20 protein-coding genes are annotated in these 21,405 nt (G+C 73.1%); 12 read left to right on the top strand and 8 right to left on the bottom strand.

All coding sequences use genetic code 11. From position 1 onward, the window contains the following. Window positions 1–53: 53 nt before the first annotated feature. The gene (locus tag TAE01_RS13565; RefSeq protein WP_147067308.1) at window positions 54–620 is read left to right on the top strand and encodes a CGNR zinc finger domain-containing protein; all 567 of its coding nucleotides are present in this window, start codon (window positions 54–56) and stop codon (window positions 618–620) included. 47 nt (window positions 621–667) lie between these two features. Here TAE01_RS13565 and TAE01_RS13560 read toward each other — a convergent pair whose 3' ends face one another. Both TAE01_RS13560 and TAE01_RS13555 read right to left on the bottom strand, forming a co-directional pair. Then, complete coding sequence (locus TAE01_RS13560) at window positions 668–1,663, bottom strand: NAD-dependent epimerase/dehydratase family protein (RefSeq protein ID WP_147067307.1); 996 nt, start codon at window positions 1,661–1,663, stop codon at window positions 668–670. A 67-nt stretch (window positions 1,664–1,730) separates the two neighbouring features. After that, window positions 1,731–2,168, bottom strand: coding sequence for a MerR family transcriptional regulator (locus TAE01_RS13555; protein ID WP_147067305.1), 438 nt, complete (start codon window positions 2,166–2,168; stop codon window positions 1,731–1,733). Window positions 2,169–2,250: 82 nt separating this feature from the next. Here TAE01_RS13555 and TAE01_RS13550 point away from each other — a divergent pair, with 82 nt between their 5' ends. Then, window positions 2,251–3,159 (top strand): NAD(P)/FAD-dependent oxidoreductase, encoded by a 909-nt coding sequence (locus TAE01_RS13550; protein ID WP_147067303.1) that lies wholly within the window; start codon window positions 2,251–2,253, stop codon window positions 3,157–3,159. A gap of 22 nt (window positions 3,160–3,181) precedes the next feature. On the opposite strand, the gene TAE01_RS13545 is transcribed toward TAE01_RS13550, so the two are convergent. Then, on the bottom strand, window positions 3,182–3,625 hold the full coding sequence (locus tag TAE01_RS13545; protein WP_147067301.1) for a hypothetical protein: 444 nt from the start codon (window positions 3,623–3,625) through the stop codon (window positions 3,182–3,184). A 245-nt stretch (window positions 3,626–3,870) separates the two neighbouring features. On the opposite strand from TAE01_RS13545, the gene TAE01_RS13540 reads away from it, so the two are divergent. Both TAE01_RS13540 and TAE01_RS13535 read left to right on the top strand, forming a co-directional pair. Further along, window positions 3,871–5,205, top strand: a complete 1,335-nt coding sequence (locus TAE01_RS13540) for a C1 family peptidase (protein ID WP_147067299.1) — start codon at window positions 3,871–3,873, stop codon at window positions 5,203–5,205. 44 nt (window positions 5,206–5,249) lie between these two features. Beyond that, window positions 5,250–6,152: an amidohydrolase family protein gene (locus tag TAE01_RS13535; RefSeq protein ID WP_186815207.1), complete on the top strand. Its 903-nt coding sequence runs from the start codon at window positions 5,250–5,252 to the stop codon at window positions 6,150–6,152. On the opposite strand, the gene TAE01_RS13530 is transcribed toward TAE01_RS13535, so the two are convergent. Together TAE01_RS13530 and TAE01_RS13525 are read right to left on the bottom strand one after the other, a co-directional pair. Continuing rightward, the gene (locus TAE01_RS13530; RefSeq protein WP_147067297.1) at window positions 6,145–7,254 is read right to left on the bottom strand and encodes an alpha/beta hydrolase family protein; all 1,110 of its coding nucleotides are present in this window, start codon (window positions 7,252–7,254) and stop codon (window positions 6,145–6,147) included. The two genes, TAE01_RS13535 and TAE01_RS13530, sit on opposite strands and share 8 nt — an antisense overlap. Window positions 7,255–7,435: 181 nt before the next feature. Further along, on the bottom strand, window positions 7,436–8,572 hold the full coding sequence (locus TAE01_RS13525) for a glycoside hydrolase family 76 protein (RefSeq protein ID WP_147067295.1): 1,137 nt from the start codon (window positions 8,570–8,572) through the stop codon (window positions 7,436–7,438). A 201-nt stretch (window positions 8,573–8,773) separates the two neighbouring features. Between TAE01_RS13525 and TAE01_RS13520 the strand changes: the two genes are divergently transcribed. The 5 genes from TAE01_RS13520 (at window position 8,774) to TAE01_RS13500 (ending at window position 13,784) form a co-directional block, all read left to right on the top strand. Further along, on the top strand, window positions 8,774–9,169 hold the full coding sequence (locus TAE01_RS13520; protein WP_147067293.1) for a YciI family protein: 396 nt from the start codon (window positions 8,774–8,776) through the stop codon (window positions 9,167–9,169). Between the two features lie 29 nt (window positions 9,170–9,198). Further along, on the top strand, window positions 9,199–10,422 hold the full coding sequence (locus TAE01_RS13515; RefSeq protein ID WP_307723847.1) for an RNA polymerase sigma factor: 1,224 nt from the start codon (window positions 9,199–9,201) through the stop codon (window positions 10,420–10,422). Then, on the top strand, window positions 10,419–11,339 hold the full coding sequence (locus TAE01_RS13510) for an alpha/beta fold hydrolase (RefSeq protein ID WP_147067290.1): 921 nt from the start codon (window positions 10,419–10,421) through the stop codon (window positions 11,337–11,339). The genes TAE01_RS13515 and TAE01_RS13510 overlap by 4 nt, the downstream gene beginning before the upstream one ends. A gap of 372 nt (window positions 11,340–11,711) precedes the next feature. Next, window positions 11,712–12,536, top strand: coding sequence for an SDR family oxidoreductase (locus TAE01_RS13505; RefSeq protein WP_147067288.1), 825 nt, complete (start codon window positions 11,712–11,714; stop codon window positions 12,534–12,536). Between the two features lie 150 nt (window positions 12,537–12,686). Continuing rightward, window positions 12,687–13,784: an SGNH/GDSL hydrolase family protein gene (locus tag TAE01_RS13500; RefSeq protein WP_147067286.1), complete on the top strand. Its 1,098-nt coding sequence runs from the start codon at window positions 12,687–12,689 to the stop codon at window positions 13,782–13,784. A 74-nt stretch (window positions 13,785–13,858) separates the two neighbouring features. Here TAE01_RS13500 and TAE01_RS13495 read toward each other — a convergent pair whose 3' ends face one another. The 3 genes from TAE01_RS13495 to TAE01_RS13485 form a co-directional block, all read right to left on the bottom strand. Then, window positions 13,859–14,362, bottom strand: coding sequence for a TetR family transcriptional regulator (locus TAE01_RS13495; protein WP_147067284.1), 504 nt, complete (start codon window positions 14,360–14,362; stop codon window positions 13,859–13,861). Window positions 14,363–14,425: 63 nt separating this feature from the next. Next, the gene (locus tag TAE01_RS13490) at window positions 14,426–14,890 is read right to left on the bottom strand and encodes a GNAT family N-acetyltransferase (protein ID WP_147067282.1); all 465 of its coding nucleotides are present in this window, start codon (window positions 14,888–14,890) and stop codon (window positions 14,426–14,428) included. 38 nt (window positions 14,891–14,928) lie between these two features. Then, on the bottom strand, window positions 14,929–15,828 hold the full coding sequence (locus tag TAE01_RS13485) for a DUF429 domain-containing protein (protein ID WP_186815204.1): 900 nt from the start codon (window positions 15,826–15,828) through the stop codon (window positions 14,929–14,931). A 101-nt stretch (window positions 15,829–15,929) separates the two neighbouring features. Between TAE01_RS13485 and gnd the strand changes: the two genes are divergently transcribed. The 3 genes from gnd (at window position 15,930) to TAE01_RS13465 (ending at window position 21,402) form a co-directional block, all read left to right on the top strand. Beyond that, a complete protein-coding gene (gene gnd / locus TAE01_RS13480) occupies window positions 15,930–17,381 on the top strand; it encodes an NADP-dependent phosphogluconate dehydrogenase (protein WP_147067278.1) in 1,452 nt (483 codons plus the stop codon). Between the two features lie 376 nt (window positions 17,382–17,757). Next, window positions 17,758–19,152, top strand: a complete 1,395-nt coding sequence (locus tag TAE01_RS13475) for a sigma 54-interacting transcriptional regulator (protein ID WP_147067276.1) — start codon at window positions 17,758–17,760, stop codon at window positions 19,150–19,152. Window positions 19,153–19,347: 195 nt separating this feature from the next. After that, entirely contained in the window at window positions 19,348–21,402 is a 2,055-nt protein-coding gene (locus TAE01_RS13465; protein ID WP_307723846.1) for a vWA domain-containing protein, read from the top strand. The last annotated feature ends 3 nt before the right edge of the window (window positions 21,403–21,405 follow it).

Raw genomic sequence — 21,405 nt, 5'->3', positions numbered from 1 at the left:
TCGAACTAAACTTCGGCAGTCACGAACCTACGATCCGAGAGGTGACTGGTCAAATGCGTTTCGACAGTCACATCGAGCGGCTGCTCGACACGACGGTGGCGCTCGTGAACCTCGCCAGCCCCGGGGAGGCGCACGGGACGGCATACGACCCGCCGGTCGGGCGTGACCTGGTGGCGGGCGTCGCGGACGTGACGTCGACGCCGGAGCAGCGTTCGCGGCCGACTCCTGCCGAGGCGTCGGCGCTGCTCGAGGTCGTGCCGAGCGCGCGGGCCGTCTTCGAGGCCGCTGCGCGCGACGACCTCGCCGCCGCGGCGGCCATCGCGAACGACCTGCTCGACACGACCCGCGCCCGACCCCGCCTCGACCCCGACGAGGGCGGCCGCTTCCAGCTGCACTTCCACGGGCCCGACGACGGCTACGTGCGCGGCTGGCAGGCGGGGATCGCGTCAGGGCTCGCGGTGGCCCTCGGATCCGACCTCGGCGGCCGGCTCGGGGTGTGCGAGGCGGCAGGGTGCGACCGCGTCTTCGTCGACGGCTCGAAGAACGGGACCCGGCGCTTCTGCTCGCCCCAGTGCCAGAGCCGGGTCAAGGCGGCGGCCCACCGCGCCCGCTCGCGCTGACCGACCGCTGACTGACCGCTGACCGATCGCTGACCGACCGCTGGGCCTCAGGTGGCGGCCGCGCGGGCGGCCCAGAGGCGGGCCTCGGCGGCGGCGTCCATGGGACCGCCGCCGCGGTTCGTCGGCCGCTCCGGCAGGCCCTCGCGCTGGAGCCAGGCCCACGTGTCGGCCACGGTCTCGGGCATCGGCCGACAGTGCAGTCCCGCCGCGCGGGCCGCCGAGGAGTCGAGGGCGTGCAGGCCGGCGAGCTCGCCCGTCGGCGGGACCCAGATCGGCAGCTCGGTCCAGGGCTCGACGCCGGCCGCCTCGATCGTCTCCGGGTCGAGCCAGACGAGCTCTGCATCGCTGCCGGTCGCGGAGCGCACCTGCTCGAGCAGGGCCCCGATCGTCGTGTGGCCGCGCTCGCTCACCGTGTTGAAGGTCCCCACCGGATGTGCCCCGAGCACCCAGTCGGCGATGTCCCGGCCGTCGACGTACTGCAGCGGCCGCTCGCGGGGACCCGGGGCCGGCACGCGCCCGCCGGCTGCGATCCGCCTGAGCCAGAACGGCATCCGGCCGACGATCTCGTAGGGCCCGAGGATCAGGCCGGCGCGCGCGATCGCGACCTCACCGTCGAACTCCGCCAGGGCGGCGAGCTCGCCGCCCCGCTTGGCCGCCGCGTAGTCGGAGGAGTCCGTCGAGGCCTGGTCGCCCGACACGACGGGCGCGCCCTCGTCGGAGCCCGGGGCGATGGGCCACGTGTAGACCGAGCACGACGAGATGTACGTGTAGTGCCCGGCGCGTCCGTGCAGCAGCCGTGCGGAGGTCTGCACGGCCACCGGCTCGCCCGACCACGTGTCGACCACGGCGTCCCACTCGTCGTGGCCGAGGGCCGCGCGCAGCGCGTCGGGGTCGAGGCGGTCGGCGTGCCGGGCCTCCGCGCCCTCGACGGGGGTGCCGGTGCGGCCCCGGGTCACCGTGGTGACGTCGTCGCCGCGGGCGAGCGCGGCCTCGACGAACGCACGGCCGACGTGGTGGGTGCCTCCGAGCACGAGCAGTCTCATGGGCACGATCCTCGCCCGTGTCGACGGCTGGGCCAAGGCCGCTTCGCTGTCGACGGAAGGGTGGCGCCTACTCCCAGTCGGCGATCCGCGCCGTCGGAGCGCGACCGTCGGTCAGGTCCGCGACGTGCTGCGAGAAGCGCGGGCAGGCGACGATGTCGTGCGCCGTGCACCGCAGCGCGTGCTCGGTCATCTCGCGTGACCGCTCGATCGACCGGGCGCGCTCGTCGAGGTCGCGGAGGTGGGCCTCGAGCACCTCGTGCCGTCCGGCCGCCTCGCCGTCGAGCAGCACCCCGATCTGCTCGAGCGTCATGCCGGCCGCCTTGTTGCGGAGGATGACCGCGACACGGACGAGGTCGGTCCGGCCGTAGCGCCGGTAGCCGGACCCGTCGCGCTCCGGCGTCAGGAGCCCGAGCGTCTCCCAGTGGCGCAGCACGTTCGTCGGCAGGTCGAAACGTGCCGCCAGCTCCCCGACGGTCCAGGTCTCCTCACGCGTCCTTGCCTTCATGTCGACATGAAGGTACACGCTGATTCGCATCAGGCACAGAGCCGTCCGGGCGCTCGCCCGATCGTCCACCCGAGGAGCCGCCATGACCGCCAGCACGCACACCGAGATCGCCGTCATCGGCGGAGGCCCGGCCGGCCTCCAGGCCGCCCTCAGCCTCGGCCGCGTCCACCGCGACGCCGTCCTCTTCGACGACGGCACCTACCGCAACGCCGCGGTCAGCCACATGCACAACGTCGTCGCCCACGACGGCACCCCGCCGGCGGACTTCCGCGCCGCCGCGCGGAGGCAGCTCACGGCATACGGAACGGTGAGCGTGCGGGAGGGGCGCGTCGCGACGGTCGAGGAGGTCGACGGCACCTTCCACCTCGGCCTCGCCGACGGGACGACCGTCACCGCGGCCGCCGTGGTCCTCGCCACCGGCGTCCGCGACAGCCTGCCACCGGTGCCGGGTCTCGAGGCCCTGTGGGGCGACCTCGTCGCGCACTGCCCGTTCTGCCACGGCCACGAGTTCAGCGGTCAGCGGGTCGGCATCCTCGGGGCAGCCATCGCGCCCCACCTCTCGGGGCTGCTCGGGCGCATCGCATCCGAGATCGTCGTGCTGACGGACGGGGAGGACGTGCCCGACGGGCTCCCAGCGGGCGTCGCCGTGCGCACCGAGCGCGTCGTCGGGGCAGAGCGGCACGACGGGGGCGTACGCGTCGTGCTCGCGGGTGCCGACGGCGAGCACGTGCACGAGCAGGTCGCCGGCCTCTTCGTCAGGCCCGTGCTGCACCAGTCGGCGCCGTTCGCGGAGCAGCTCGGGCTCGAGCTCAACCCGTCGGGCGGCGTGCGCGTCGACGAGCTCGCGCGGACGAGCCGTGAGCGCATCTTCGGTGCGGGGGACATGGCCCACCTCGCGGCCCACCCGATGCCGATGGCCTCGGTCGTGGCCGCGGCCGCGGCGGGCCAGCTGGCCGCCGCGGCGGCGACCATGTCGCTGCTGTCGCACTGACCGTCGCGCGTGCGGGCGGCTGCTACAGACGGGCCGAGGGCCGCCGCAGGCGTCGGTGCAGCGCCCGGGCGATGTCCCGGAGCCACCACACGATGAAGCCGCCCGCCACGACCAGGGCGAGGGCGATCAGAACCCACAGGTCCGACCCCGGAACGTGCACCTGTGGAGGGCTCGACTCGCCCAGGTAGACGACGGAGACCCGATCCCCGACCGCTCCGTCGCCGTCGAGGTGCGCGTCGGGGAGCGTCACGCTCCCGTCGATGCTGACGTAGCGTCCGAACGGTTGGCAGCCACCCTTCGTGCACTGCACGCGGGTGACCGTGACGGTCCCCGGCAGACCCTCACCCCGCGAGGCGGCGAGGGCGGGTCCGAGGGCGCCGGCGCCGACCACGAGGGCAGAGAGCGCCATGACCGGGATGAGGATGCGGAGCACGCCGACACGACCAACCCAGCTCAAGACCGACACCGCGGCAACCTAGCACCGGCTCTCCAGCGCCGTGGTCAGCAGTCGTGAGCCGCGGCCCACGCCCTGCTGCGTGTCGTGCGTCCGCCTCCAGGCGGCCCGAGCCGCGGCGACGTCTCTCCCTCCGAGGCTGGGCGCGCGACGTCTCGACCGCGGCCGGACGGAGCGACCTGCGGGACGGAGCCCCCGTGCGGACGGAACCCCCGGCATACGATGCAAGGATCCCGAGAAGCTCGAAGGAGTGGCCCATGCCGCACGACCTCGCCCCCGACCTCGTCGAGCGCCTCACGAAGGCGTTCGAGGCCGACCCCACCGCACGGATGCTGCAGAACGCCGTCACGACGACCTCGGTCGACGACATCGCGCTCGATCGCCGGGTCGTGACGAGCATCGACCACTCGGTCTCGCACCTGCTCGACGACTGGGCCGCGACGTCACAGGAGAAGAGCGGCCGCTGCTGGCTCTTCGCCGGCACCAACCTGCTTCGTGCCGGCGCCCGGGAGAAGCTCGGCGTCAAGGACTTCGAGTTCTCGCAGAACCACTTGCTCTTCTGGGACAAGTTCGAGAAGGCCAACCACTGGCTCGAGTCGATCATCGCCACGGCCGACCGGGACGTCGACGACCGCACCGTCGCCCACCTGCTCGCGACCCCGGCCGAGGACGGCGGCCAGTGGAACATGTTCGTCGCGCTCGTCGTCAAGCACGGCCTCGTGCCCAAGATCGCGATGCCCGAGACGAAGAGCTCGAGCAACACGCGACTGATGAACCGCGACATCAGCACGATCCTGCGCCAGGCCGCTCGCGACCTTCGCGCCCGGGCCGCGGACGGCTCCGACGCCGACGACCTGCAGGACGCCAAGGAGACGGTGCTCGCCTCGATCCACCGGCTGCTCTGCATCCACCTCGGCACGCCGCCCGAGTCGTTCGTGTGGCAGTGGAAGGACAAGGACGGCGGCTTCCACCGGGACGGCGCGATGACGCCGCTCGAGTTCGCCGAGCGCTACGTCACCGTGCCCCTCGAGGACTACGTGTGCCTCGTCAACGACCCGCGTGCGAGCAGCCCCTACGGCCGGACCTTCACCGTCGAGCACCTCGGCAACGTCGTCGGCGCACCGCCCGTCACCTACCTCAACGTCGAGCCGGACCTCATGAAGTCACTGGCAGCGCAGGCGATCGTCGGTGGCGAGCCGGTGTGGTTCGGCTGCGACACCGGCCAGATGTCGCATGCCGACCTCGGTGTCTGGGACGCCGCGCTCTTCGACCACGCCGCGGTCTACGGCACCGAGCCCAGCCTCGGCAAGGCCGACCGGCTGCTGCACCACGAGTCGCTCATGACGCACGCGATGCTCTTCACCGGCGTCGACCTGCACGACGACGTGCCCCGCCGGTGGCGCGTCGAGAACAGCTGGGGCACCGAGAAGGGCGACAAGGGCTTCATGACGATGAACGACTCGTGGTTCGGCGAGTTCGTCTTCGAGGTGGCCGTGCGCCGCGACGCCCTGCCGGCCGAGCTGCAGGAGGCCCTGAGCCACGACCCGATCGTGCTGCCCGCCTGGGACCCGATGGGCGCCCTCGCCCGTTGAGCAGCCTGTCGAACGGCCCGTCGAACGGCCCGTCGAACAGTACGGTGGGAGGGAGCCCGACGACGCCCGGGCCGGCGACGGATGCCGACGTGCCGGCATACGTGCGCTCGCTCGGTCTGCCGGGCCTCGCCGACGTGCACGTGCACTTCCTGCCCGAGGCGATGCAGCGCAAGGTCTGGGCCTACTTCGACGAGGCCGAGAGGCTCTACGGGCTGCCGTGGCCGATCACGTACCGCGTCGACGAGGAGCGCCGACTCGAGACGCTGCGAGCCCTGGGGCTGCGGGCGGTCCCGGCTCTCGTCTATCCGCACAAGCCCGGCATGGTGTCGTGGCTCAACGCCTGGTGCGCCGACTTCGCCCGCCGGGTGCCCGACGCGGTGCACTGCGCGACCTTCTACCCCGAGCCCGGCATCGGCGACGAGGTCGCGGCGGCACTCGACGACGGGGCCCGCCTCTTCAAGATGCACGTCCAGGTCGGTGACTTCAGGCCCGACGACGAGCGCCTCGACCCGGCCTGGGCGCGGCTCGAGGCCGCCCGGGTGCCCGTCGTCGTCCACGCCGGGTCGGCGCCCATCCGCGGCACCCACACCGGACCGTCGGCGGTGCGCGAGGTGCTTCGTCGGCATCCGGACCTCGTGCTCGTCATCGCCCACCTCGGCATGCCGGAGTACCACGAGTTCGCCGACCTCGCAGACGAGTTCGCGGGAGTGCATCTCGACACGACGATGTGCGGCACGGACTTCACGAACCGCTTCGCGCCCTTCCCCGACGGCTACGTCGAGCGTCTCGGAGGGCTGCGTGACCGGGTCGTGCTGGGGTCGGACTTCCCGAGCATCCCCTACCCGTACGCCCACCAGGTCGAGGCGCTGACGCGGCTGGAGCTCGGCGACGACTGGATGCGGGCGGTGCTGTGGCACAACGGTGCCCGACTGATGGGGCTCACCTGAGGTGGCGCGCCAGGAAGGCTTCGGTGCGGCGGATCGAGGTGTCCCACTGCGGTGACGTCAGGGTGTGGCGGCCGCCGGGATAGACGTCGAGCTCGACCGACTTGCCCCTGGCCTCGAGCGCGGCGACCGACTCGCGCGACCACGAGAGCGGGCACTCCTCGTCGGCCGTTCCGTGGTGGATGAGCAGCGGCTCGGTGATGCGCCCGAAGTAGGTGCGAGGGCTCGTCGCCGCCCAGGCTGCCGGCTCCGCCTCGGGGGTCCCGAGCCGCGCGATGACGGCGCGCGCCGCGCCCGACCGTGACGCGTCGCGGCGCACCCACTTGTCGAAGTTGTCGACGGTGTCGGAGCTCACCGGCGCGTAGGCCACGGCCGCTCGGAAGAGCCCGGGGCGTACGACGAGGGCGGTGTAGACCACCCCACCACCCATCGAGCGCCCGATGAGCGCGAGCCGACCCGGGTCGACGTAGGAGGCCTTCTTCAGCGCGAGCCCGGCATTGATCGCGTCGACGGCGTAGCCCGCGCGGAGGTTGGCGTCGTTGCGCGGGTCCTGGTCGGACTGCGCGTGGTTGCGGTAGTCGATGTGCAGGGTGACGTAGCCGTGCCGGGCGAGGTGGTCGCGTTCGCGCAGCATCGTCTCGCCGTTCGTGTAGACAGCCGGGTCGACGTAGCCGTGCGCGAGCACGACCGCCGGGAACGGGCCTGTACCGCGCGGGATGTTGATGCGCCCCGAGATCGTCAGGCCGTTGCTCTCGTAGGTGACGAAGTACTGCCGGTAGGCGCTGGTGCTGCCCTGCTCGCGGCCGAGCCGGAGGTCGCCGGCGGTGAAGCGCGTCGCGATGAGCGCCTCGATCGACGCCGGGTCGGGCGCCGGCTGGGTGGTCGTGGTCGGGTTGGTCGTCGAGGAGGTGGGGCTGGACGTGCCCGGGGTCGGAGCGCTCGTGGCCGGTGGCGTGGTCGTGCTGCTGGCGTATGCCGTGGGGCGCGGTCCCGAGGTGCCGCCATCCCCGTCGTCGGTGGGGGCTGCGGTGGAGCAGGCGCCGAGCAGCAGGACCGCCGTCAGACCGGTGGTCAGGCGGGCGGCGAGAGCTCGGGGAGTGCGCACGCCTCGAGTCTCACCCGGACCGGCCCCGATTCCCAGCCCGCTCCCAGCCTCGTGCCCGATCCGAGACCTGCCCGATCCGAGACCTGCGCCGACCGACGACCGTTGGTCTTCCCAGCCCCACGACACGCCGCGCGACACGCCTGGAACGGGCGGGACGGCATACCAACGGTCGTCGGTCGGCTCAGGCGAGAGTGGCGGCGGCCTCGAGGACGATCCAGGCCTGCAGCTGCGGCGACAGCTCGAGCGGCATCCGGGGGGCCGCCTCACCGGGTGCCAGGGGGAACACCATCGGGTCCCGGCGGCCGGCTACGGCGAGGCCGGCGCGTCCACGCCACAGTGCCTGCGCCGTGTCGTCGACGAGCCGGCGGGCCGTGGCACGTGCCTCGGCGCCCAGCCCGGAGCCGGGAGCCGCGGCGAGGGCGAGGTGGCGCACGAGGATGCCGGTGAACAGTCCACCGTCGCCGCCACCGTGGGTCCGGAGCACTCGCGTGCCGTCCACGACCATCGTCAGCCCCGCGTCGACGGCGGCCACGAGCGCGCTCGCCCGACCGAGGCTCTCGGGGTCGCCGAGCGTCAGGAGCGCGCCGAGCACCGGGCCCTGGTTGTAGGACCAGACGTCCGGCACGAGCACCTCCGTGCCGGCGGTGAGGCGTATGCCGTCCTGCACGAGTCCGCTCTCCGGCGACCACAGGCGTGCGTACAGCCAGTCGACGAGCCGGCGTGCCTCCTCGACCTCGCCGAGGCGCGCCAGGTGCAGGGCGGCCGGGCCGGTGGCGGGAGTGTTCTTGAAGTCGCGGTCCCGGCTCCAGAAGAGGCCGCCGCCGAGGTCGTCGGTCTCGGCCGCGCGCAGCTGCGCGGTGAGGTGGCGTCCCGCAGAGCGCAGGCGCCGCGTGCGGGCCGTGCGGCCGATCTGCTCGTGGAGGTCGCGGAGCCGGCCGGCGGCCAGGGCGAGCCAGGCCATGTCGTCGTAGAAGTCGTTGACCCACCGTGCACCGTTGCGCAGGCGGATCGTCTTGAGGAGGCGGTCCGCGCGAGCGGCGTGCTGCAGCGCGGCCGTCCGGTCTCCCGTCCGCAGGGCGCGCAGGCCGGCATCGACGACCGCGTCGAGGTAGTGCGCCTGCCACCAGTAGTGCCACGGCCCCCGGAACCGACCGGCCGGCCCCGACCCCGTCGGCGCGGGATGGGCGACCCGCGCCAGGTGCGTCAGCGGCAGTCCCCCGAGCGAGCCTGCGAAGAGCGTGGTCACCGACCGCTCCGCCTCGGCAGCGCGCTCGTCGAGCCCTGCCGGGGGCGGCTGGGGGAGGTTGTCGGCTGACACGATGTGACGCTATCGCGGCGCCCGAGCGAGGGGAGTCTGTGGAAGGGTCGGGCACGTGTCGAGATGGCGGGCCCCGCTCCGACGTCCCATGACCCGGCGACGAACGCGACCCACGCGACCCACGCGACCCACGCGACCCACGCGACGGACGCGACGAACGTGGCGGACGCCGGACGACGCCGCCAGGACGAAGGAGCCGACGTGAAGTACCTGCTCATGATCTGGAGCAACCCGCAGACGTGGGGTCACCCGATCTTCCTGCGCACGCCCGAGGCCGCGGCGATGACCGGCGACGAGCGGGCGGCGATGCTGCGTGACTTCGAGGAGCTGATGGCCGAGATCAGCGAGTCGGGTGAGCTCGTGACCGCCCAGGCGCTCGCCGACCCGCTCACCGCGAGGAGCGTCCGGGTGCGTGACGGCGAGAGCCTCGTCACCGACGGCCCCTTCGTCGAGGCGAAGGAACAGATGGCCGGCTACTTCGTCGTCGACTGCGCCACGCCCGAGCGCGCCGAGGAGATCGCCGGGCGCTTCCCGGACGCCCGGTTCGCCGCCGTCGAGGTGCGCCCGCTCATGGGCGGATCGGCCGAGGACCTCTGAACGGGCTCGTGGGAGTGAGCGGACCCGTGGTGACCGACGACCTGTGGCGCAGCGTGACGCCACAGGTCATCGGCGCGCTCGTGCGCCGCTACCGGGACTTCGACCGCGCCGAGGAGGCCGCGCAGGAGGCACTGCTCGCCGCCGCCGCCCAGTGGCCCGAGGAGGGCGTGCCCGTCGACCCCAAGGCGTGGCTCATCCGGGTCGGCTCGCGGCGCCTCATCGACGCGCTGCGCAGCGACGAGGCCCGCGCCCGTCGCGAGCTCGCCGATGCGACCCGGGTGCCCGCGGACAGCCTCGTCGCCCCGTCCCCGTATGCCGTCGGGTCGTCCGAACAGGACGACACCCTGACGCTGCTCCTCCTCTGCTGCCACCCGGCGTTGACGCCCGCGGCCCGGATCGCCTTGACGCTCAGGGCTGTCGGGGGTCTGACGACTGCCGAGATCGCCCATGCCTTCCTCGTGCCCGAGGCCACGATGGCCCAACGGATCAGCCGCGCCAAGAGACAGATTCGCGACACGGGCGCCACGTTCGTCATGCCGGCACCCGACGACGTGCCCGACCGGCTGAGGGAGGTGCTCCACGTGCTCTACCTCGTCTTCACCGAGGGTCACACCGCGAGCACCGGTGACGCACTGCACCGGATCGACCTGACGGCAGAGGCGATCCGCCTCACCCGGCAGGTGCGCACGCTGCTGCCCGACGACGGCGAGGTGGCGGGCCTGCTCGCCCTCATGCTCCTGACCGAGGCGCGCCGACCCGCCCGCACCAGTGCGGCCGGAGAGCTCGTGCCGCTCGCCGAGCAGGACCGCACGCGGTGGGACACGGCATACGTCCGGGAGGGCGTCGCCCTCGTCACGGATGCCCTGACCCGGACGAGGCTCGGGCCCTACCAGGTGCAGGCGGCCATCGCCGCGGTGCACGACGAGGCGCCGTCGGCCGCCGAGACCGACTGGGAGCAGGTGCTCGCGCTCTACGGGCTGCTCGAGCAGCTGGCGCCCGGCCCGGTGGTCACCCTGAACCGGGCCGTGGCCCTCGCCATGGTCGAGGGTCCGGCGGCGGGTCTCGCGGTCCTCGCCGACCTCGAGAAGGACAGGCGGGTCGCCCGGCACCACCGACTGCACGCCGTACGGGCGCACCTGCTCGAGCTGGCCGGCGACACCGAGCAGGCCCGCGAGAGCTACCTGCTCGCGTCACGCCTGACGACGAGCATCCCCGAGCAGGACCACCTCCGACGAAAGGCCGAAGCCCTGTGAGCGAGACCCCGACCACTCCACCGAGCCCGGTGACCGAGCGCGACGTCGACCTCGGCGACGGTCACGTGCTGCACGTCTACGACACGGGCGACCCCGGGACGCCAGGCGTCGAGCCGCTCGTCGTCGTGTGGCACCACGGGACGCCCAACATCGGTGCGCCGCCCCGCCCGCTCTTCGACGCGGCGGCGCGTCTCGGCATCCGGTGGGTGTCCTACGACCGCCCGGGCTACGGCGGCTCGACCCCCCGCCCCGACCGGGACGTCGCGTCAGCCGCCCGGGACGTGGCGGCCGCGGTCGACGCGCTCGGTGTGGGCCCCTTTGCGGTGATGGGTCACTCGGGTGGGGGTACCCATGCGCTCGCGCCGGCGGCCCTGCTCGGCGATCGGGTGCTCGGGGTCGTCAGCATCTCGCCGGTGGCGCCGTTCGGCGTACCGGAGCTCGACTGGTTCGACGGCATGGCCCCGGGCGGTGAGGCCTCGCTGCGGGCGGCCGCCGCCGGGCGTGCGGTCAAGGAGGCGCACGAGGCGGCCGCGGCTCTCGTGCCCCAGGGGCAGGTCGACTTCGGCTTCGTGCCCGCCGACGAGCAGGCCTTCGAGGGGCCGTGGGGCTGGCTCGGGTCCGTCGTCGGCCCCGCTCTCGCAGCAGGCCCGGCGGCCCTCATTGACGACGACCTCGCCTACGTCACCGACTGGGGGTTCGACCCGGCCGGCATCGCCGCTCCGACCCTCGTCGTCCACGGCGGCGCGGACCGCATGGTGCCGCCGGCGCACGGCGAGTGGCTCGCCGGCGCGATCCCCGGTGCCGAGCTCTGGCTGCAGCCCGAGGACGGGCACATCTCGGTGCTCCGCACGGCCGAGGAGGCCCTCACGTGGCTCGCCCGAGCCGCGCGCCCTCCCCGTCCCACCGGGACCGACTGACCCACAACCTGTTCGAGGTGATGCCGGCACCGGAGTGGCCGCCGGCATCACCTCGCATCACCCTGCATCACCCTGCATCACCTCGAACGGACGGCGGGGTTGAAGGCCCAGAGGGTGTACTCGTCGAGCCATCGGACGATCGACCTCATGCGGTTCATGGCTGCTCCTTCGCGGGGACGCGGATCACGACGGACGACCCCGCGGCGGCCTCATCGCATGCACTTCGCGATCACGCGTGCGAAGCCGTCACTGACCACACTGCCTCCCCGAGGTTGCACCCCGGTGAGATCGGTGTGACGACGACGTTTCGGTCGGCGGGACCGACCAGCGCGGCTTGCGTTGGAGCGCACTCGAAGTCATAGCGTCGAACGCATGACGAAAACGTGGTTCATCACCGGAACGTCCCGTGGGTTCGGTCGCGAGTGGGCGGCCGCCGCCCTCGAGCGGGGCGACAACGTCGCCGCGACCGCCCGCGACACCAGCACCCTCGACGACCTCGCGCAGCTCTACGGGGACCGGCTGCTCCCGATCGCCCTCGACGTCACCGACCGCGACGCCGACATCGCCGCCGTGAAGCAGGCGCACGAGCGCTTCGGCCGCCTCGACGTCGTCGTCAACAACGCCGGCTACGGCCACTTCGGCTTCGTCGAGGAGCTGAGCGAGGCCGACGTGCGCCACCAGATGGAGACGAACTTCTTCGGCGCCCTCTGGGTGACGCAGGCCGCGCTGCCGATCATGCGCGAGCAGGGATCGGGCCACATCATCCAGGTCAGCTCCATCGGTGGCATCTCCGCCTTCCCCATCGTCGGGGCCTACCACGCCTCGAAGTGGGCGCTCGAGGGCCTGAGCCAGTCGCTGGCCCAGGAGGTCGCGCCGTTCGGGATCCACGTGACGCTCATCGAGCCGGGTGGGTTCTCGACGGACTGGGCAGGCCCGTCCGCCAAGCACTCCGACCCGCTGCCGACCTACGACGACATCCGCGAGCGCACCCACCGCGAGCGCGCGGCCCGCAACACCTCCGGTCCCGGCGACCCCAAGGCGTCGGCCGCCGCCGTGCTCAAGGTCGTCGACGCGGAGGAGCCGCCGCTGCGCGTCTTCTTCGGCGCGGCCCCGCTCTCGATCGCCAAGGCCGACTACGCCTCGCGGATCGAGACGTGGGAGAAGTGGGACGACGTGTCCCAGCTCGCGCAGGGCTGAGCCCAGGCACCCGCAGACGAGGTATGCCGTCGCGCCGGTTCGCGACGGCACACCTCGTCTCGCTCGACCCCCGACCCCGACCGGCGCGTGACCTCTCCGGTGACGGACTCGTTCTCCTCCGAGACCGACACCGGACGAAGGAGTCCAGCCGTGCCCCGTTCCTCACGCACCACCCGCTTCGCCCGCGCCGCGGCAGCCCTCGTGGCAGCCCTCGCCGCGACCGCCGCGCTGGCGTCCGGCGCTCCGTCCGCCGGCGCGACCACGACGCCGCACGTGGTCCAGCTCGGCGACTCCTACTCCGCCGGGAACGGCACGGGCACCTACGAGGAGCGTGACTGCTACCGCTCGCCCGACAACTACGGCTCGCAGGTCGCGGCCTCCATGGGCGCGACCTACACCGATGTCGCGTGCAGCGGCGGGGTCGTCGCCGACATCCTCGCGCCGCGCGACCTGGGCAACGCCTCCACGAAGTCCGCGACCTACTCGATCGACCCCAACCAGTACCCCGACCAGAGGAGCGAGTGGCTGAAGCGCGCCGAGACCGAGCGCCTCTGCGGCGTCCCGGCGCAGCCCGACTTCTCCTACACGTACACGTTCGTCGCGGGTGCCGGCGTCAACGACCTCTACACCGGCACCGTCTCGTGCCAGCTCACCACGCGGGCGCAGATCGATGCGGTGACACCCGACACCGACTACGTCTTCGTCACCATCGGCGGCAACGACATCGGCTTCTCGACGATCGTCGTCGACTGCCTGACCCCGCGTGACCCGTCGAGCTGCAAGCAGGCGCTGAACGCCGCGACGGCCAAGGCGCCCACGATGGTCGAGCGCACCAAGGACGCCCTGCGCGCCGTCGAGCAGAAGTCCGGTGGGCACGCGCAGGTCTACCTGCTCAGCTACCCCTTCCTCATCGACACGGAGAGCTACGGCATCCCCGAGGCCGCGCCGGTCTACGACGCCGGCACGGCCCTCAACGACCTCCAGCGCCTCGGCGACCAGCTCCAGGCCCGGGGCATCTCCGAGCTCAACGCCGAGCCTGGCGCCGACAACTACCACTTCGTCGACACGGTCAAGGCGGCCTGGGGCGGCCGCGTGCACGGCCTCGACCCGCACGTCGTCGCCGACGACTCGAACGCGTGGCTCGTGCCGGTCGGCACTCCCGGACGGGACACCGCCGAGTTCGTCCACCCGACCCAGCCCGGCTGGAACGCCACCGCCGGAGCCCTGCGAACCGCCGTCGGCGGCTGACGACCCCGCTGCGCTGGGTGGAGGTATGCCGTCGCGCCCGGTCGCGACGGCATACCTCGTCAGCGTGGGGCAGGTCAGTCCAGCGGTGAGACCGCGCCCATGAGCTCGTCGAGCAGGGGGGCAAGTCGCACGGAGGGGTCGGCGGCCCAGGTCGCCTGCGCGATCTCGAGGCAGGCCAGGGCACTGCTCGTCAGCGCCGCCGCACGCACGTCGGGCCCCCGGTGCCCGCGACGGCGCGGCATGCGCTCCCCGACGAGCGGCGACAGGGCCTCGAGCCAGCGGCGGTGCTGCTCGGTCACGGTGCTGCGCAGCACCGTCTCGGTCTGGAGCATGAGCTGCAGCGGCCGGGACCGCTCGGCGTGCGTCTCCTGCAGGGTCACGATGGCATCGAGCGCGCCGCGCAGGGCCGTCCACGCCGACTCGTCGGCCGGTCGGGCACGTATCGCCTCGACGACCGCCTCGCCCGACTCGAGGAGGCGCTCGAGGACGAGCTCCTCCTTGCTGTCGTAGTAGCGGAAGAAGGTCCGGCGCGACATGCCCGCCGCCTCGGCGATCTGGTCGACGTCGAGTGGAGGTATGCCGTCGCGCCCGGGCGCGACGGCATACCTCGTTCACGTGCGGCGAGGGGTGTCGGGACCCGGTCAGAGCTCCAAGGTCAGGAAGGTGCTGTGCGGATCGAGCCGGTAGGAGCCGAACGGACCGCACTCGGTGAAGCCGTGCGCGGCGTAGAGCGCCCGCGCCGGGGCGAAAAAGTCGTCCGAGCCGGTCTCGAGGCTGACCCGGGACAGGCCGCGGCGGCGCGCCTCCGCGAGGATCTGCGCCAGCACCGCCCGTGCGACTCCTCGCCGCTGGGCCCGCGGGGCGGTGCGCATCGACTTGACCTCGCCGTGCCCGGGCGCGACCTCGGTCAGGGCCCCGCAGCCGAGCACCTCGTCACCGTCGCGGGCCACCCACAGGCTCACCCCCGGCGCGCGCAGGCCGTCGAGGTCGAGGGCGTGCGTGCTCTCGGGCGGTGAGATCGACCGCAGCTGCGAGACGTGCCCGTCGAGCAGGTCGATGACGGCGGTGTCGACAGGGTCGGCGAGGTCCTCCACCGTGATGTGCATGGCACCCATCGTCGGACATGCCCGCCGGCGCGCGCCGCTCAGGCCCAGATCGCGGCCGGGATGCCGTCGGAGAAGACCTCGGGTGGGTCGGGCAGCGGCCGCGCCAGGCCGGTGGTGTGCCGCACGGCCGACCAGGCGACCGCGCACGCGTCGAGCACGTCGTCGGCGGCATACCCCTGGCCCTTGAGCACGGACGGGCGCGCGATCCCTGCTGCGGCGAGGGCGGCGAGGCGCTCGTCCCGTCCCTCGTCGGTCTTCTTGCCCACGAGGATCGGGGACCCGGTCATCGTCGCGAAGGACAGCTCCGGGTGGACCTCGAGCACGGTGACGGTGGGCCGGGTGCGCAGCCAGGCGTCGACCTCGACGATCTTGTCGCGCAGCGCGAACGCCTGGGCGCCGACCCCCTGACCGACGAGGCCACGGTTGACGGCGTCGGCCTCGAGTCGGGTGGGGGCGGCATACGCCGAGCGGGTCAGCGTCGAGAAGATCGACGACGACTTGCCCGGCAGCGCCCGGCGCGCGAGCCGGTCCGCCTGCCGGATCGTGCTGTCGGGCAGACCGATCGGGATGTCGATGCCGACGACGGCGATGCCGGTCGACTCGCGCACCATCGCCACGAGCTCGCCGATCGTCGGTGCGACGACGATGCGCGGGCGCGGCGCACCGGGCTCGAGCAGCGCGCCGACCCAGCCCGCCTTGCAGCCGTCGACACCGAGCACCGGCACGACGACCTCGACCGGAGCGGGTCTGCCTGCAGCGGCGGCGCCCCCTCCGTCTCCCTCTCCGGCATCGAGCGCGTCGGCCAGTCGCCCGAGGGAGCGCGCGGCGTCGACGGCGGCCTCGCGTGCTGCCGCAGGACCGTCTGCCGCCGGACCGTCGTCGCCCGTGAGCTCGGCCGCGAGCGCCCGGATGCGGGCGCGCCACTGCTCGGTGTCCATGGCACCACCCAACCGCATCGACACACCCCCGCGCGGGCCGGCTCAGGCCGAGGGGTGGACAGCGCCGGAATGGACCGGACCGCGCGAGGGTTGTCGCTCCCATGGAGACACGCGCAACGATCGGCGTCACCGGCCTCGCCACGATGGGCCGCAACCTCGCCCGCAACATCGCCCGCCACGGCCACACGGTGGCGGTCCACAACCGCACGACCTCGCGGATGACGAGCCTCGTGGAGCAGTTCGGCGACGAGGGCGACTTCGTCGGGGCGGAGACGGTCGAGGACTTCGTCGCCGCCATCGAGCAGCCGCGAGCCATCATCGTCATGGTCAAGGCCGGCGCGCCGACCGACGCCGTCATCGACGAGCTCGTGCCGCTGCTCGACGAGGGCGACATCCTCGTCGACGCCGGCAACGCCCACTTCGCCGACACGCTCCGCCGCGAGAAGGCGCTCGCCGAGAAGGGCATCCACTTCGTCGGCATGGGCGTCTCGGGCGGTGAGGAGGGCGCCCTCAACGGCCCCTCGATCATGGTCGGAGGGTCCGACCACGCCTACGAGCGCCTCGCGCCGGTCGTCGAGTCGATCGCCGCCCAGGTCGACGGCACACCGTGCGCCGCGCACCTGGGTCCCGACGCCGCCGGCCACTTCGTCAAGATGGTCCACAACGGCATCGAGTACGCCGACATGCAGCTCATCGCCGAGTCCTTCGACCTGCTCCGCAGCGTCCTCGGCCTCGAGCCGTCCGAGATCGCCGACGTCTTCCGGGAGTGGAACGAGGGCGACCTCGAGTCCTTCCTCATCGAGATGACCGCCGACGTGCTCGCCCACACCGACGCCTCGACGGGCAAGCCGTTCGTCGACGTCGTCGGTGACGCCGCCGAGCAGAAGGGCACCGGGCGCTGGACCGTCCAGAGCGCCCTCGACCTCGGCATCCCCGTCACGGGCATCGCCGAGGCCACCTTCGCCCGGAGCCTGTCGGGCCACACGAGCCAGCGCGCCGCGGTGCGCACGACCTTCGCGGACCTCGCCGACCTCGACCCCTCGACGCAGCGTGAGGTCGAGCGGGACGCCTTCGTCGACGACGTGCGAGCCGCCCTCTACGCCTCGAAGATCGTCGCCTACGCCCAGGGCTTCGACCAGCTCGCCGCCGGCTCGAAGGAGCACGGCTGGGACCTCGACCTCGGTGAGGTCGCGACGATCTGGCGCGGTGGCTGCATCATCCGAGCCCGCTTCCTCGACCGCATCAAGGAGGCGTATGCCGCCGAGCCCGGTCTCGAGACCCTCCTGACCGCGCCGTGGTTCGCCGACGCCATCGGCGAGGGCGTGCAGGCGTGGCGCCGCGTCGTGGCCGTGTCGGCCGAGCGTGGCGTCCCCGCGCCGGCCTTCGCGTCGTCGCTCGCGTACTTCGACGGGCTGCGCCGCGACCGCCTGCCGGCGGCCCTCATCCAGGCGCTGCGCGACAACTTCGGTGCCCACACGTACACGCGCGTCGACCGCGAGGGGACCTTCCACACCGACTGGGCCGGCGACCGCTCGGAGTCCTCGACCGACTGACATCGGCGACCGACCTCGGCGTCGTTCGACACCGACCACACCACGCCACGGCACGACCCCGGGAGCAGCCCAGGGGTCGTGCCGTGATGCATGGAGGTGAGGTCGCACAGCACGTCGGTGACGTCGGTGACGCCGGTGACGCCGGTGACGCCGTTGCTGAGCGGGGTGGAGCAGTGTCCGGGCCACCCGCGGACCGTCACGCTGCTCGACGGACCGGGGGGACACGGCATACGGAAGCCGGGCAGCGCCCGACACCACCCGAACAACGAGGAACTCCGGCAGGCGTTACGGCCACGGCGCCCGGAGATCGGCCGACGGGTGCCCAGCCCTCGACGGACCCTTCGACACGGTCGGGAGTCGGACGTAGCGTGAAGCAATGACCCGCCCCGACACCGACGCCTCGACCCTCGGCGAGCTGCGCGCCTCCGGCCACGTGCACCGCAGCGTCAAGAGCGAGCTCCGCGAGAACCTGCTGGCCCGGCTGCGGGCCGGTGAGGACGCGTTCCCGGGGATGGTCGGCTTCGACGAGACCGTGCTGCCCGAGCTCGAGACGGCCCTGCTCGCCGGTCACGACCTCGTCCTGCTGGGCGAGCGCGGCCAGGGCAAGACGCGCCTCATGCGCACGCTCGCCGGCCTGCTCGACGAGTGGAGCCCCGTCGTCGAGGGCTGCGAGATCGGCGACGACCCCCACCAGCCGTCGTGCGTGCGCTGCCGGCGGATGCTCGGGGAGCTCGGTGAGGACCTGCCCGTCGTGTGGCGCCACCGCAGCGAGCGCTACACCGAGAAGCTCGCGACGCCCGACACGAGCGTCGGTGACCTCGTCGGCGACGTCGACCCGGTCAAGGTGGCGCAGGGGCGCACGCTCGGCGACCCCGAGACGGTGCACTACGGCCTCGTGCCGCGAAGCAACCGCGGCATCTTCGGCCTCAACGAGCTGCCCGACCTCGCCGAGCGCATCCAGGTCGCCCTCTTCAACGTCCTCGAGGAGCGCGACATCCAGATCCGCGGCTACTCGTTGCGCCTGCCGCTCGACCTGCTGCTCGTGGCCACGGCCAACCCCGAGGACTACACCAACCGCGGCCGCATCATCACGCCGCTCAAGGACCGCTTCGGCGCCGAGATCCGCACGCACTACCCGACCGAGGTCGCCGACGAGGTCGCCCTCATCGCGCAGGAGTCGGTGCTCGTCGCCGACGTGCCCGAGCACCTCCTCGAGGTCGTGGCGCGCTTCACCCGCGGGCTGCGCGAGTCGTCGGCGGTCGACCAGCGGTCGGGGGTGTCCGCGCGGTTCGCCATCGCGGCCGCCGAGGGCGTGGCCGGCTCCGCGCTGCGCCGGGCCGCCCGCTCGGGGGAGGCGTATGCCGTCGCCCGCGTCTGCGACGTCCCCACCGTCGTGCCCACCCTCCTCGGCAAGGTCGAGTTCGAGATGGGCGAGGAGGGGCGTGAGCGCGACGTGCTGACGCACCTGCTCCGGCTCGCCGTCGCCGAGACCTACCGGTCGCGGCTGTCGGGCCTCGACCTCACCGGCTTCACCAACCTCTTCGCCGAGGGGGCCGTCGTCGAGACCGGCGAGCTCGTGCCGGGCGCCGACCTGCTCACCCAGGTGGGTCCGGTGTCGGGCCTGTCGAAGGTGCTGGACCGGCTCGGCCACGGCGACGACGCGACGCCGGGGCAGGTGGCGGCCGCGATCGAGTTCGTGCTCGAGGGCCTGCACCTGACGCGACGCATCGACAAGGACTCCGTCGCCGGCCGCACCGTCTACGGGGCCTGACACCGTGCCCCACAGCCTCGACCCGACACGCTCCACCTCGCAACACACCGAGAAAGTCACAACGCACCGGCATCCGATCCCGGTGAGTTGCGACCTGCACGGTGTGTTGCGGGTGCAGGTGCGGGTGCAGGTGCGGGTGCAGGCGGGCGGGGGGCGCGGGCGATGACGCCGCTCGGGCCGGGCGAGGGTGGGGACGTGCACGGGCGGTTCCGCTACACCCCCTGGCACGGCGGGCCCGACCCGCTCGCGCCACCCTTCGACGTCCGCTCGGCGCTCGACGAGGTGGGTCAGGACGTCCTGGCGGGCGGCTCGCTGCGTGAGGCGCTGCGCGAGCTGCTGCGGCGCGGCATGGACGGCCGGCGCGGCCTCGACGACCTCGCCGAACGCGTCCGCCGGCTGCGCGAGGCCGCGCGCCGGCGCGGTGACCTCGGCGGCACGCTCGACCAGGTGCGCGCCATGCTCGACCAGGCGCTCGCCGAGGAGGGAGACACCCTGGCCGGTGAGTCCGGCGACGACGCCCGTCTCGCCGAGATGGACCTCGCGACGATCCCCGACGACGTCGCCGGCGCCGTGCGCGCCCTCGGTGACTACGAGTGGCACTCGCCGGAGGCGAAGGAGACCTACGAGCAGATCCAGCAGATGCTCCAGCGCGAGGTCGTCGGGGCCCAGTTCGAGGGGCTCACGCAGGCCCTGTCCGGCAACGACCCGCAGTCACGGCAGGCCATGCAGGCTGTTAAGGACATGCTCGCCGACCTCAACCAGCTCCTTGCCGCGCACGCGCGCGGCGAGGACACCGAGGACCAGTTCCGCGACTTCATGGACAAGCACGGCGACCTCTTCCCGGAGCAGCCCGAGTCCATCGTCGAGCTCATCGACGCCCTCGCCCGGCGTCAGGCCGCCGCCGACCGGCTCATGGCCTCGCTCACCCCCGAGCAGCGCGAGCAGCTCGGCCAGCTCATGTCCGACGCCCTCGGCGACCCCGACCTCGCGTCGCAGATGGCGCAGCTCTCGGACAACCTGCGGGCGCTGCGCCCCGGGCTCGACCGGCGCAGTCCCGTGCAGCAGGGTCAGGGCGGCGAGCCGATGGGCTACGGCGACGCCGTCGGGGCGGTGGCCGAGCTCGCCGACCTCGAGCAGCTCGGCGAGCAGCTCGGGCAGAGCTACTTCGGAGCGACCCTCGACGACGTCGACGTGGAGCGCCTCGAGCAGTACCTCGGCGCCGACGCCGCCCGCGACATGGAGGCCCTGCGCCAGCTCGAGCGCGAGCTCGAACGCCAGGGCTACGTCTCGCGCGGCGACGACGGCCTGCGCCTGACCCCGCGGGCCGTGCGCCGGCTGGGTGAGACGGCGCTCAAGCGGGTCTTCGAGCGGGTCGAGGCGGCCGGCCGCGGCGACCACGATGACCGCGCCGCCGGCCAGGCCGACGAGCTCACCGGGCTGAGCCGCCAGTGGGAGTTCGGCGACGAGCTGCCCATCGACACGGTCCGCACCGTCTCGAACGCCCTCCAGCGCAACGCCCGGGCGGGACGCCGTGCCCCCTCGACTGTGGGGGTGGGTGACCCCGCCCCGTCGCGCGGGCACGGCGCCACGCGCGCGGCGGACACGGCATACCACCCGTCCGGTGGGGTGGAGCTGCTCGTCGAGGACTTCGAGGTGGCCGAGACCGAGCGGCGCGCGGTGGCGGCTGTCGCGCTGTGCGTCGACATGTCGTTCTCGATGATGCAGGAGGGTCGCTGGGGGCCGATGAAGCAGACGGCGCTCGCGCTCTCGCACCTCGTGCAGACCCGGTTCCGGCACGACGCGCTGCAGATCATCGGCTTCAACCTCGCGGCGCGGCGGCTCACCCCGGTCGAGCTGGCCGAGGCCGACCCCGAGTGGGTGCAGGGCACCAACCTCCAGCACGCGCTGATGCTCGCCTCGCGCCACCTGCGCCGCCACCCCGACGCGGAGCCGGTCGTCCTCGTCGTCACCGACGGCGAGCCGACGGCCCACCTCGAGTCCGACAGCCGGCCGACGTTCCACTGGCCGGCGACCCAGCAGACGGTGCGCGCGACGGTCGCCCAGGTCGACGAGCTGCGGCGGTCCGGCGCCCAGCTCAACGTCTTCATGCTCGGTGACGACCCGGGGCTCGCCCGCTTCGTCGACGCCGTCGCGCGGCGCGCCGGCGGTCGCGTCTTCACGCCAGACATCGCGCGGCTCGGCGAGTACGTCGTCGCCGACTACCTCCGCACCCGTCGCGGGCGGCGCTGACCT

The sequence above is a fragment of the Terrabacter aerolatus genome (genome assembly GCF_007991735.1).
Taxonomy (GTDB): Bacteria; Actinomycetota; Actinomycetes; order Actinomycetales; family Dermatophilaceae; genus Terrabacter; species Terrabacter aerolatus.
The sequence above is the reverse complement of the archived record's forward strand: the minus strand, read 5'-3'. Positions and strand labels throughout refer to the sequence as shown.